The organism is Parasaccharibacter apium (genome assembly GCF_002917995.1).
Taxonomy (GTDB): Bacteria; Pseudomonadota; Alphaproteobacteria; order Acetobacterales; family Acetobacteraceae; genus Bombella; species Bombella apis.
On the sequence record NZ_LMYH01000016.1, the window covers coordinates 149,403 to 161,864 of the forward strand.

The following is a 12,462-nucleotide window of genomic DNA, read 5'->3' on the forward strand; positions in this document are numbered from 1 at the left end:
AAGGACTCACGATATCGTATGAGCTGTGGTGTGTTCAGGCAAGCGGTTCCAGCAACCATCAGCAGGCCGGGACGTTGACAGCCAGACCGCCCAGGGCGGTTTCCTTGTAACGGTGGTTCATGTCACGTCCGGTTTCGGCCATGGTCTTGATGACATGGTCCAGCGAGACATAATGCGCCCCGCTGTCATCACTCATGGCCAGAGATGAAGCATTGATGGCCTTGACGGCTCCAAAGGCGTTTCTCTCGATGCAGGGGATCTGCACAAGCCCGGCCACCGGGTCGCATGTCATGCCCAGATGGTGTTCCATGGCGATTTCCGCAGCATGTTCGCACTGTTCCGGCGTACCACCCAGGGCGGCCGTCAGCCCTGCTGCTGCCATGGATGACGCCACGCCGACCTCGCCCTGGCAGCCTACTTCCGCTCCGGAAATGGAGGCATTGAGCTTGAACAGCCCGCCAATGGCTGCTGCTGTCAGGAGGAAGGTCCGTAGCCCGTTGGTCGTATATTCGGGGCAGAAGTCCCGATAATAGCGCATGACAGCCGGGATGACGCCCGCAGCGCCATTCGTGGGGGCGGTCACGACCCGTCCACCAGCAGCATTTTCCTCGTTGACGGCAATGGCGAAGAGGCTGATCCAGTTCATCACGCCATGGGGGGATGGGGCAGCATTGGTCTTGGCCTGGAGGCGTGCATACAGTTTGGCCGCCCGTCGTTGGACTTTCAGGGGACCGGGCAGGGTGTCTGTATTGTGCAGCCCGGCTTCAATACAGGCCAGCATCGTGTCGGCAATCCTGTCCATGCCGCGTTCCACGTCCCAGAGAGGGCGGGTGGCGGTCTCGTTGGCCATCATGATGCTGGCAATATCGGTGTTCTGTCGTTTTGTGTGGGCGAGGAGGTCTGCACCACTGCGGAAAGGGAAGGGGACATCCGGCAGGGAGTAGGACATCGTCCGTGCCTGTTCCTCTGGTGTAATGAATCCCCCGCCAACGGAGCAGAAACGCTGGCGGGTTATCAGCGTGCCATCCCGCCCGAAGGCTTCAAACTGCATGGTGTTGGGATGGATGGGCGGGATGGTGGCCGTGTCCAGGCAGATGTCGGTCTGATAATCAAAGGAAAAGCTCGTGCCATTGAGGTTCAGCAGATGCGTGCTTTCAATGTGCTGGACCAGCTTTTTTGCTGCGTCGGGGTCGACATGTTCCGGTGTTTCGCCAGCAAGGCCAAGCAGGACGGCCTTTATGGTGCCGTGTCCTTCGGCTGTCAGGGCCAGGGAGCCATAAAGGGTGACGACAATGCGGGCCGGACTTTTTTCCAGCGGGCCGTCAGGCAGGTCCGCCAGGACATCGGCAAAGCGTTGTGCCGCCCGCATGGGGCCGACCGTATGGGACGACGAGGGACCGATCCCGATCTTGAACAGGTCAAACAGGCTGAGCATGGAAACGGACCCTCATTGCGTAAGACACTCCATCTTTATGGGATAGAATTGTGCCGGAGATAAGCCTTAAAAAATAAATTATTCTGATTATGAAACAAATATCAGACGCTGTTATGAAGGAAACTGTCCGGAGTGCCTGCCATGCACACAGGGCCACGGCAGGAGGGTCTTCCCATGGCCTTTATGGCAGGCTCATCCGGCGCCGGGATGGGTCCAGATATGCTCCAGTGCGGCCCGGCACTGGGTGATCAGGGCAGAGAGGTCGCCCTCATAGAGGCTGTCCGGCACGTCGGAAGAGAAAATCTCCACGGCACAGGCGCCCCGGAATCCGGCATCCCATGTGGCGTGGAGAAGCTCATGGAGGGGGATGCATCCTTTGCCGGGTATGCGCCTGTCTGCGGCGGAACGTGGCGTGCGCCAGTCGCTTATCTGTACGACATTGATGAGTGCCCCTGCACGGCGGATGGCGGCACAGGCTTCTGGTTGCTGCCAGATGTTCCAGTAATCCAGACACAGCCCCAGAGCGGGATGGTCCACGGTCTTGATGATGTCCAGAGCCTGATCGATGGTCCAGATGGCCGTCTCGTAATTGATGGAGGTCGGGTTCAGTGGCTCCAGTGAGAGGGTGATGCCCAGTTCCGCTGCCAGAGGGCAGAGGCGGCGCAGGGCATCGATCGTGCGGGTGATGCACCCTAGAACATCGCCATTCTCAGGGGCCCCGGTATTGACGACAAACGGCACCCCTTGGGTGTAGGGAGCGTAACGGCGCATGCTTTCTTCCAGCCGGGCAAGGCGGCGCTCAGGCTCCTGGGGGTAGGGCATCATTTTGCTGGCCCCAAAGGTACGGATGGCAGGCTGGAAGGAGCTGACCTTCAGGCCGCTTGTTTTCAGCAGCGCCATCTGTTCGTCCACCCGCTGCGGATCCAGCTTGCTTTCACACAGCTCAACTGTCTCCACGCCCAAGGCGGCATAGCGCTGGATGTCTTCCTCAAAGGGCCATGGCTGGGTTGTGAATTCGTTCATTCCGAAGGCGAAGGGGAAACCACTCATGCTGCTGCTCCTTCTTTCATGAAGGTGAGAACCGTCTGATTGAATTTTTCCGTCTCATCGAGAAAGACCATGTGGGAGCTGTTTTCAAACTCCACGGCCTGACAGTGCGGCATGTGCTCGGCGACCCAGCGGGGCCCCGCAGCCGGAAGAACCTTGTCTTTGCCGGCAATCATCATCAGGCAGGGCAGGTCAAGATGGGGCAGGACGTCTCGCCAGTCCTGGGTCGTGTGATCGGCCATCATGAGAGAGGCTGCCTGGCTGGGACATTTGGCCATTTCTTCCAGAAGCATGGCCTTTTCGTCTTCGGGAAGACTGGTGCTGAGGCAGTCCGAGAGGTTCTGCCTGTCGAAAGCGGACCGGTTGAAAACCAGCTGCTGCTGGAGGAAGGTCAGCCCGGCCTCGTCGTAGCAGGTGGCGTGGCCCAGCTTCCAGTCCGGGGCGAAGAACTGCTTTGGTGTCTGCTGCACGAAGATGGCGCTGCGGAGCCGGTGTCGGCCGAACAGCTCCAGATAGGACCATATGATGGGGGAGCCGATGGACCAGCCCAGCACGGTGGCGTCTTCAATTTCCAGTGCTTCCAGCAGGTCCCGGAGGTCTGCTGCCAGACGGGCGATACGGTAGCCGTGGTCCGGTTTTCCGGATTCTCCATGCCCTCGCAGGTCCAGCGTGATGACACGATACTGTTTTGCGAATGACCCGACATTGCGGTGGAAGAAGCGGCTGGAAAAAGTCCAGCCATGGATCATGACCAGGGGGCGTCCCTGGCCGTGATCCTCGTAATGCAGTTTCACATGGTCGCTGGTGGTGATGTAGGGCACGCAGGGTCTCCCTGTTTCATGGGCCTGTGCAGGCGGTTGCTGCCTTGTCTTCCAACTTGGGGCTGGCCAGCGTCCGTCTGCAAGGGGGGCTGTCATTTTCCTGCTGCCTGGTCCTGTGGGAGTGGGGCGGCCGGGAGCCAGACGTGGCAGGTTGTTCCCTGCCCAACCGTGCTGGTGAAGTGCAGTTGCCCACCATGTCTCTCCAGAATCTGTCGGACGATGGCCAGCCCCAGCCCCGTACCCTGTCCGGCCTCCGCATGGCTGGAGTCGGATGGCGGCGTGATGCGGTAGAAGCGTTCTGTAAGGCGGGGGAGATGGTGGGCGGCAATGCCAGGGCCGTTATCTTCCACCGTGATCAGGAGTCCCGGCAGGGAGGAGGTCGGTCCTTCGGCTGGGGTGGCCCGTCTGGCGTGAAGGCGGACGTGCAGGGTCCGTTCCGGCATTGTGCCGTACCGGATGGCATTTTCGATGAGGTTGAGGAGAACCTGCACCATTTCATCCCGGTTGGCCAGCAGGGTCAGGCTGTCTTCCTGCGTCACGGTCAGCCTGCGGCTGTCGTGCTGGAAACGTGGGGTGACTTCGCCCAGCACAAGGGCGAACAGTTCTTCTGCCTCCAGCTCTTCCCGGGGGTGGTGGTGGCCTTTCATCTCAAGCTGGGACAGATAGAGCAGCCGGTCGATCAGCCGCTGCATCCGTGTTGCCTGCTGGCTCATGATCTCCAGATACAGGGTGTGTGATGTCTGATCGGTCTGGTCGCCTCCCTCTTTCATCAGGTCGATGAAGCCAGTGAGGGAGGCCAGAGGTGTGCGGAGCTCGTGGCTGGCGTGGGCCACGAAGTCGGCTCTCATGCGGTCTACAGCCTGAATGAGACTGCGGTCATGCAGCAGGACGAGGACAAGGCTGTTCCGTCCTGCTGCACCGGGCAGTCTGCGCATGGCGAGATGGACGGAGCATTTTACGGGAACATCCAGCCTGATGGTGGTTGAACAGGGTGCAGGAAGGCCATCATCCATTGGGGGAGCATGAAGGGCGCTATGCAGGGTGCTGTGTGCCGTGGGGTGGCGAAGGAGCGCCCCGAGGCTGTTGCCATAATGGGTCCGTGCCGCCTCGTTGCAGGCCATGATCTGTCCGACGGAGCCGAGAATGAGGGCCATGCCCGGGATGGTATCTACCAGCAGGGTGGCCTCATGGAAGGGCAGAACGCTGCCCGGGGGTGGGGCAGATGGTCTGGGGCTGTCGGGGCGGGTGGTGCCGTGGGGGCGCCGGGACAGGTGCCAGACCATGGCCCAGCCCGTCAGGGCAAGGCAGGCACAGATTGCCGTGATGATCTCTGGCAGGAGCGGAGAGGCCATGCGACGGATCAGCCGGAGGATGGGCCGTGCTGGCTGATGGTGCCATCATCCAGCGCATAACCGGCGGCCCGTACGGTCCTGATGAGGTCGGCTTCCCCCGTTTCATTCAGCGCCTTGCGGAGGCGGCGGATATGAACGTCCACCGTGCGTATCTCCACATGGACGTTGGGGCCCCACAGACGTTCCAGCAGGGTTTCCCGGGAGAAGACCTTGCGGGGATGGTGGATGAAGAGTTCCAGCAGGCGGTATTCGGTTGGCCCCAGGGCGATGGGACGCCCGGCCCGTGTGACCTGATGATTCTCCGGTTCCAGCGTAAGGGGGCCGAATGTCACGATGTCCTGTACGGGGCGTGTGCGGCGAAGCAGGGCCCGCAGGCGGGCATCCAGCCTGTCGGTACTGCATGGTTTGGTCAGATAGTCATCAGCGCCGTTGTCCAGCCCGGCGATGACATCCTGCTCGTCCGTCCGGGCCGTGAGGAAGAGGACGGGCAGGTCCTTCAGCCCCGGTTTCTGCCGGATGATGCGGCAGAGTTCCAGCCCGGAGAGACCGGGCATCATCCAGTCCAGCAGGGCGACGTCCGGTCGTTCTGTTTCGAGGAAGGCCAGTGCCTGTTCGCCATCCATGACGGTGCTGACCTGATAGCCCCGCTGCCTCAGGCTGTGTTCCAGAAGGACCCGCAGGGTGGGTTCATCCTCCACGACAAGAACAGAGCCTTTCTGGGGGCTGGCAGGGGGTTTCATGGGCTGGGGGACTCCTGTCCGGGTGGGAGTGGCTGGCTGTCATGGCCATGCGGGCGGGTCGGAGGCAGCGTAGCCCCCGTGACCATGAAGACCACACGTTCGGCCATGTTGGTGGTGTGGTCGCCGATCCGTTCCAGATTCCTGATGATGAAAAGCAGGGAGATATGGAGGCGGATGGTATGGGGATGACGGGTCATCTGTTCCAGGGAATCTGCCGTCATGGCTTCACAGTATTTGTCCACGAGCTGGTCGGCGGCCCAGATGGCATGGGCGGCACTGTCATCCTTGTGGGCCAGGGCATCCATGATGCGGCGGAGATGCTCCAGCACCAGCCGTCCCATTTCGCTCAGGGCGAGGCGGGCGGGGCGGGGAAGGGGCTGTTCCATCTGGCTGAGGCGCCGGGCGATGGAGCTGGCATAATCGCCCATGCGTTCCAGGGCGCCAGCCATGGGGATGCAGGCGACGATCTCCCGCAGATCTGCCGCCATGGGGCTGCGCAGGGCCAGCAGACGGATGGCGAGTGTTTCCACCTTTTGTTCCAGTGCATCCACTTCATCATCCTGCCGTGCTGCCTGAAGGGCTGTCCGGCCATCATTCTCGGCAATGCCTGCAAGGATGAGGGAGAGCTGATGCTCTACCAGTCCCCCCATCTGCTCCATCAGGGACCGTAAATGGAGCAGCTCATCTTCATAACGCTGCACGATATGCTGCTTCTGGCGCATCATGTGTCTGTCCCCTTTCAGGCGGGCTAACCTACCGTAATTCACGGGGAGCGGAAACAGCACCGCCAATCGGGTCACAAGCGGCGGAAGAGTAGGGTTTTTGCCGGGTTCAGGAGAGGTTTCGGCTCTCTTTTACGGAGATGTCATGAATATTTCATGTTTCCGCACGGTGGGGGTGCAGGTAGGGTTTCCGTGTCGTCGTCAGAAGGAAAAGAGGCCGATAGATGAGCACCCGCCGCCAGTTTCTGCAAGGCTGTTCCGCTCTTTCCCTGGCGGTCTCTGCGGGAGGGGGCAGGCGTGGTCTGGCCCGAGGGACATGCCCTGTGAAGGCCATGCTGCATGATGAGTCTGGCTTTTATCCTCTCTGGCCGGAGGTTGGTACCATGGAGCAGCCCCGTGTTGCGCGGGGAGGGCGTGTTTACGGTATTCATGTGCCGGGTCTGCATGTCATGCGGCCTGTCCATCCGAATGGATCGGCTGTCATCATCGCAGCAGGTGGTGGTTATGGGCATATTGCCGTAGGGCATGAAGCCTTGCCTGCGGCCCGGTGGCTGGTCTCGTTGGGTGTGACTGTTGCCATTCTTCTGTATCGTCTGCCAGGCGAGGGATGGGCTGAAGGCATGGAGGCCCCACTGGCGGATGCCAGACAGGCCCTGCATCTGTTACGGTCCGGGCAGGTTGGTGGAAGTGGTAATGTGCGGCGTGTGGGTTTCATGGGTTTTTCTGCCGGAGGGCACCTGCTGGGTCTGACGGCTTTGCAGGACCATGATGCGCCACCGGTCCTGCTGATGCTGCTTTATCCGGTTGTCAGTGTTGCGCCCCCTTTTACCGGGAGTCGTACCAGTCGGGTGTGTCTGGGGGATAATCCGACAGTGGAACGGGCTGTCCGCTGGTCTCTGCCATCTCATGTCCGGGATGATGCGCCGCCTTTGTTCATGGCTCATGCGCTGGATGATCTGATCGTGTCACCTGAGCAGGAGACGTTGCTGTTGCAGGCCTATCAGCGGCATGGGCGACCTTGTGAAGACCACCGTTTTGCAACTGGGGGTCATGGCTTTGGTCTGGGGCGCAGGAATGGATCAACAGGGCAGTGGCCCATTCTGGCCGAATTCTGGATGAGACGGCAGGGGTTCCTGTGAACAGCCATACCGTCCCGTTGGGGCTGGTGACATTCCTGCGCAGGGTTTCGAATTTGTGCTGCCGTTATCTGTGGGGAGGGAATGGCGTTGCTTTCTTCATGGGGGCCGGCAGCCTCATCGGGAATCGTATGATTTTTGTCCGGAGTGGCCCCCGTGCAGGATTCGGGTGGCTGTTGGCAACATTGACCAGCTGGCGTCAGGAGAGACTGAATCGCTTCGGGCCGATGGTTCAGAAGACTGTATGTGGAGACTTTTGGGGTGTTGAAGAGGAGAGCATGACAATGGTCTGCTGTTTCTTCATCTTTTTCATGAGCGTGTATGAACAGTCATATATATTACCATTCATTAATTGTAGGGTGTGATGTGGGTCTGTTTATTGGATGTTTCAAGGAATTTTAGCAAAATTTTTCATAACTCAACTTTAAATTTTTGTATTTTAATTTTAATTATTAAAATAAAATGTATATAAATACGAATATATGATCAAAATGTTAAAAAAAATACAAAGTAAAATTATAAAATAAATTGTGCATTTAAAGTTATTACAAAGTTAAACTGGAAGAATTCATCATTTTCCTGTTGACTGTATTTCGTGAATATGGATTTATAACCTCGGAAGACGCATATGGGGCTTCCAACTCCTTAATAGAAAGTGTGTGGAGACTTGACATGAGAGCTCTCAGCAACCGCGAGCTGGACAGCGTTTCTGGTGGTTTTGGTCTGGGCAACCTGATTGGTGGTCTGGTTGGTGGTCTTGGTGGTCTTGGTGGCGGCGCACAGAACCCGCTGGCCGCTCTGGCCCCGGCTGCCAATACCAATACGATCCCGGCCGTTAGCTACCCGCAGGGGGCTGCTGCTCCTGCTGCCGGTTTCAATCTTGGTGGCCTTGGTGGTCTTGGGCAGCTGCTGTCTCCTATCCAGAGCTTTACCTCTGCTTTTAGCAATTTCCTGCAGCATCCTCTGCGTACGATCCTGTCTCTCGTAGGGACGGGCATTCAGCAGGCTGTGAACTTCGTCACACGTCTGATCTGATCCCTGTCATCCCGCAAGGGATGGCCGTGGGTAGGGTCTCTGTCCAGTCAGGGCAGGCTCTCTGTGAGGGGATGGTCCGTATGGGCCATCCCCTTATGTGTTTTCAGTGGGTTGTCAGGCAAGAGCATAGGGGCCTGCACTGAGTATCTCGAGCTTCAGCAGGCAGCCATTCTGCTGTTTCATGTCAGGCAGTGGCAGATGGGCTGCCCCGGTGGTCCAGCGGCATGGAACAGGCTCTGTAACATCCCATCCTGTGTTCGGGGCGGCTGTCAGGTGTGATGTCAGGGGGATGTCGGTTCCATCAGGCTGAACGAGCGTTATCTCGCCGACAAGAACGCCCAGGGTTCGTCTGTCATCCACGAAAGGGCCAATCTGTCTGTCCGGCCGGCTTGTCCGGGACTTGATGGTGAGAAAGGATGGACTGTTTTTCAGCCAGAACAGGTAGTGTCCGCCATTGCGCTGATACAGGGCGAGTTCGGTCCCCTGTGGGTCCAGCAGGGTCAGGGCCGGGTCGTCCGTGGTGGCTGGTCTGGCGGTTTCCGGTGGGAATCCCAGCCGGGTTGCCCGTTCTGCCAGTGCAGCATGCAGGGGCTCGACAAAGGCCCGATCCACGTTCAGCGGGGCGGCGGCGTCCTGTTGCCAGTCTTTGGGGCGGGAGTGGAAGGACGCTGGGGAGGGAATGGACAGGGCTGCTTCAGGCGTCGTGAAACTGTGGCGGTTGCCCGTGTCCAGATATGTTTCGGACAGGACACCATTGGCACTGATGATGCGATGCTCATAGGTCTCGATGTGGTAAATGTCGTAGCTGTCCCGTTCTTCCCGCAGGATCGTCCTGCCATTGACGAGCATACGGGCGGGAATGAAGCTGCCTTTCAGCAGCAGGCAGTGCTCTTCGGTAATGTAGAGGTCACGGAAGGGACAGTTCTCCCCGAATGTGTGGCGTCTGATGCGTATTGGCCAGTCGTCAGACGAGGTGGGTGTGACGGATTTCCAGCCACTCCAGCGGAGATGTTCGATGTGTTTGTGACCATTCCGGAAGACATGGATGGCATCACCGGCCCTCAGCTCCTCAATGGGTCTGGGGCCCTGGGGGGTGTCTATCAATGTGCCTGCGAGGTAGCAGACAACATCCGCACTGGTTTGTGGTGGTGCCGGAGGTGTGAACGGGGACCAGCGTCCATCCTGCGGGAGGCCATATGGATTGCCGGGAATGAAGATGTTTGCATGGACCGTGCTGTAGAAGCTGTAATCCTCGTTCATCTGGATGATGGTCTGGTTGGCCGAGGCATCGTAGCGCTGCCGTGTTGTTGTTCTGGATGTCGTCTGGCCGGAAAATGTGAACTGGAATGTGAAGCCGGATGGTGGTGGGCTGACCAGATGGAGGTCCAGGGAAAGATTGGTCTGGAGGGAGGCACCGCTCAGCCCTCCGTAATCAAGAGCAAGCTGTCCACCTGTTCCGGGGTCTATGGTCAGGGAATGGGGGGCAGCCATGAGAGAAGAGCTGACGGTGCCATTCCATGATGCCGGTGAGATGACCAGTGACCCTCCCTGAAAGGCGAAAAACGTATCCTCCTGTGGCAACGACAGGTTGTCAGGCATGAAAAGCGTGGTGTTGATGACAGCTTTACGGGATTGGGGAGTGTACGTGATGGTCTGGTTCTGTGCGACAATCATGAGCAGCTATCTTGGGCGGTATCCGGTTTTTTCGTGGAAACCGTCTGAAGATAGGGGCTGTTCCCTTATCAGAGATTAAGACAGTCCTTCATAATTACCTGCACAGGTCCAGTCTGTTGCGGTCTGTTCTGTACTGTGGGCAGGCGTATCCCCAGGGGGCAGCTGGTAGGAGCCACACCCAACAAAAAGGGCGGACCATGGTGGTCCGCCCTTTTCTGTCTGCGATACCGGAGATACGGGATCAGAACTTCATCTTGAAGGTTCCCGTTGCACCGCTTTCGGTCGACTGGTTGCCGTACTGGCCAATGTAGGACAGATCCAGATCAATACGATCAGTCAGGCGGGCCGTCATGCCAGCATTCACGACAGCCGCATTGCTGGAGAGCAGAACACCGGCGACGTCCATGTCGCTGGTCCCGCCTGTCGTGGCAAAGGCCTCATGCTGGCGGGACCCCAGGCGACCGAAGCCATGGCGGTAGGCTGCCGTGAGGTGCGGCATGAAGATCGTCCGGCCGATATTCAGCGTCGTGGCGGCACGGAAACCGAAGGTTGAGAAGGTGACCCCCGTATCCGTCCCACGGCTGCGCAGGGCGGCCTCGTTGCCATGCTCATGATAGCTGTTGGTCTGCATGTTCACATACGCCACGTTCATGAACGGCTCGAAGACGCCGCGCCCGGTGCGCATCTTGTAGCCCAGTTCAGCGAATGTCTGTGCAGTTCCACCCAGATAGCCACTGCTGAGGCGCCCGCCATAATCACCAACGGCGACATGCCGACGGGTGTTGATGACATTCCAGCTATAGGCAGCGCCCAGCCGCAGGTTCAGGCGGCCCCAGTGTGTCCCGGCATAGGCCCCAACAGTGATGTTGTTGCTGTTGCCGGAGGAGGAGCGCCCCCGCTGGATGTTGAACTGGGAGTGACCATAGGACAGCAGCCCGCCGACACGCCAGTTGCTGCGGTTGATCGGCGCATCCGCCCCCATGATGAACCCGGCCGTGTTGTGGTGCATGAGGGCAGCATTGCCATCCCCGCTGTTATGGCCGAGGGCTCCGTAAGCCTGCCCCCACAGGACAGCATGGTCGGAATAGCAGGCGCCATTCTTTTTATGCGTCTTCAGGTCATAGAGGCTCTGGCCATTATGGCCATAATCGCAGTCGCTGTTTGCCAGACGGTCCATCACCGCATTGCGGATGTAGAAGCTGTCCTGAATCAGCGCCGTACGGATGGAGGCGTGCAGCTCACCGGAGAGATTGTCCAGCGCCCGCCGTGCCTGGTCCCGTGTCAGGCCTGTCATGGCCTGGCTGAGCGCCGAGCTGGGAGCGAGATGGTCCAGCCCCTGGCCGGTGGTGATCTGGTTGCGGGTTTCACCTACCGTGCTGAACGAGCTGGCATTGCGGCGCAGGACGATGTCAACAGCATCGGCACTGTAGGCAAAGGCTGGGTCCAGATAGGCATACTGGGGTGCCAGATTGCTCGACAGTTTTTCGTCAAACTGGCCGTTGACACCGCCGGATGCCGTCAGGACACGGTAAGCCTGCCCATATGTCAGGCCCGCGCCTGCATTCTTCAGCTGGAGGTCCAGAGTCCCGCCCTGCAGATAAGCCGTGCCCGTGACAGCCAGACGGTCGGAGGTGAGTTCATGGAACCCGTTGCCTTTTGCCGTGTCAATGGTCCGGCCCGTCGTATCGCTCGTCCCGCGGATCCGCAGGACAGAGCCCTTGGCCATGGTCAGGTTACCACTGACATGCAGGGTGGAGAGCGCATCAGAGCCGATCGCACCGGGGGCGACTGTAGCACCGGAGACAGCCTGGGTTGAGCCGACGGTGCCGGTACCACGCAGAGTTGCGCCATTGCCGACGGAAACCGGGCTGGAACCATTACGACCATCCACTTCCAGAGTTGCCTGGTTCTGGATCATCGTCGGGCCTGAATAGGTGCTGTCACCTGTCAGGATTTCCGTCCCGCCATCGATGGTCAGGCCACCATTGCCGGAAAGAGACCCGGCGTAGGTGTCACTGGCCTTTGTCAGGGTGAGCGTGCCATCCAGCGTGCCGTTGCCGTTTCCTGCGAGGGACCCGGCGGAGGCATTGTTGCTGGTGACGGTCAGGTTCTGGCCATCATGGGTGAGGGTACCGCCGATGGTGCTTCCATTGAGTGTCAGGGACCCGTTGCCCGTATTGGTGACAGCACCATCCGTTTTGTTGCCCCCGGCGAGGGTCATGACGCCGCTGTTTGTTGTGGAGGCTTGGGACCCGCCCGTGGCGCTGAAGGTGGCATTGGCAGCGTTTGTTACGGTCCCTGCGGATGTTCCGGCAAGGGCTGTCTGTCCACCATTGCTGCTGACGTCCTTGACGATGCTGTCATTCAGGGTGACGGTCCCCGCATTGGTAACGAGATTGGCCAGTCTGGCTCCGTTCGCCACCAGTGATCCATCATTGTTCGTGACCGTTCCGGTGACGGCTGAACCATCCTGGAGGGCGGAGTGGCCGTTGTTGACAAG

10 protein-coding genes are annotated in these 12,462 nt (G+C 59.3%); 2 read left to right on the forward strand and 8 right to left on the reverse strand.

The features are described 5' to 3' along the window. Positions 1 to 58: 58 nt before the first annotated feature. The 6 genes from ASO19_RS08160 to phoU all read right to left on the reverse strand — a co-directional run bounded on the left by ASO19_RS08160 (position 59) and on the right by phoU (position 6,120). Positions 59 to 1,435 (reverse strand): L-serine ammonia-lyase, encoded by a 1,377-nt coding sequence (locus tag ASO19_RS08160; protein ID WP_043558632.1) that lies wholly within the window; start codon positions 1,433 to 1,435, stop codon positions 59 to 61. 192 nt (positions 1,436 to 1,627) lie between these two features. Further along, entirely contained in the window at positions 1,628 to 2,485 is an 858-nt protein-coding gene (locus ASO19_RS08165) for a sugar phosphate isomerase/epimerase family protein (RefSeq protein ID WP_103765768.1), read from the reverse strand. Then, positions 2,482 to 3,303 (reverse strand): alpha/beta fold hydrolase, encoded by an 822-nt coding sequence (locus tag ASO19_RS08170; RefSeq protein ID WP_103765781.1) that lies wholly within the window; start codon positions 3,301 to 3,303, stop codon positions 2,482 to 2,484. Before ASO19_RS08170 ends, ASO19_RS08165 begins: the two co-directional genes overlap by 4 nt. A gap of 92 nt (positions 3,304 to 3,395) precedes the next feature. Further along, positions 3,396 to 4,655, reverse strand: a complete 1,260-nt coding sequence (locus ASO19_RS08175; protein ID WP_103765769.1) for a sensor histidine kinase — start codon at positions 4,653 to 4,655, stop codon at positions 3,396 to 3,398. Positions 4,656 to 4,663: 8 nt separating this feature from the next. Then, a complete protein-coding gene (locus tag ASO19_RS08180) occupies positions 4,664 to 5,395 on the reverse strand; it encodes a response regulator (protein ID WP_043558620.1) in 732 nt (243 codons plus the stop codon). Next, positions 5,392 to 6,120, reverse strand: coding sequence for a phosphate signaling complex protein PhoU (gene phoU, locus ASO19_RS08185; protein WP_227449759.1), 729 nt, complete (start codon positions 6,118 to 6,120; stop codon positions 5,392 to 5,394). Before phoU ends, ASO19_RS08180 begins: the two co-directional genes overlap by 4 nt. 221 nt (positions 6,121 to 6,341) lie before the next feature. On the opposite strand from phoU, the gene ASO19_RS08190 reads away from it, so the two are divergent. Further along, the gene (locus tag ASO19_RS08190) at positions 6,342 to 7,256 is read left to right on the forward strand and encodes an alpha/beta hydrolase (RefSeq protein WP_052348939.1); all 915 of its coding nucleotides are present in this window, start codon (positions 6,342 to 6,344) and stop codon (positions 7,254 to 7,256) included. 669 nt (positions 7,257 to 7,925) lie between these two features. Next, positions 7,926 to 8,288, forward strand: coding sequence for a hypothetical protein (locus tag ASO19_RS08200; protein ID WP_043558618.1), 363 nt, complete (start codon positions 7,926 to 7,928; stop codon positions 8,286 to 8,288). Positions 8,289 to 8,402: 114 nt separating this feature from the next. Here the strand turns inward: ASO19_RS08200 and ASO19_RS08205 are convergent, their stop codons facing one another. Both ASO19_RS08205 and ASO19_RS08210 read right to left on the reverse strand, forming a co-directional pair. Continuing rightward, complete coding sequence (locus ASO19_RS08205; protein WP_052348938.1) at positions 8,403 to 9,962, reverse strand: Hint domain-containing protein; 1,560 nt, start codon at positions 9,960 to 9,962, stop codon at positions 8,403 to 8,405. Positions 9,963 to 10,203: 241 nt separating this feature from the next. Then, on the reverse strand, positions 10,204 to 12,462 hold a 2,259-nt coding region (locus tag ASO19_RS08210; protein WP_258036103.1), incomplete at its 5' end, for an autotransporter outer membrane beta-barrel domain-containing protein.

Coding starts and splice junctions, on each gene's coding strand:
- ASO19_RS08160 (WP_043558632.1), bottom strand. CDS start 1,435: ATGCTCAGCCTGTTTGACCTGTTCAAGATCGGGATCGGTCCCTCGTCG.
- ASO19_RS08165 (WP_103765768.1), bottom strand. CDS start 2,485: ATGAGTGGTTTCCCCTTCGCCTTCGGAATGAACGAATTCACAACCCAG.
- ASO19_RS08175 (WP_103765769.1), bottom strand. CDS start 4,655: ATGGCCTCTCCGCTCCTGCCAGAGATCATCACGGCAATCTGTGCCTGC.
- ASO19_RS08180 (WP_043558620.1), bottom strand. CDS start 5,395: ATGAAACCCCCTGCCAGCCCCCAGAAAGGCTCTGTTCTTGTCGTGGAG.
- phoU (WP_227449759.1), bottom strand. CDS start 6,120: ATGATGCGCCAGAAGCAGCATATCGTGCAGCGTTATGAAGATGAGCTG.
- ASO19_RS08190 (WP_052348939.1), top strand. CDS start 6,342: ATGAGCACCCGCCGCCAGTTTCTGCAAGGCTGTTCCGCTCTTTCCCTG.
- ASO19_RS08200 (WP_043558618.1), top strand. CDS start 7,926: ATGAGAGCTCTCAGCAACCGCGAGCTGGACAGCGTTTCTGGTGGTTTT.
- ASO19_RS08205 (WP_052348938.1), bottom strand. CDS start 9,962: ATGATTGTCGCACAGAACCAGACCATCACGTACACTCCCCAATCCCGT.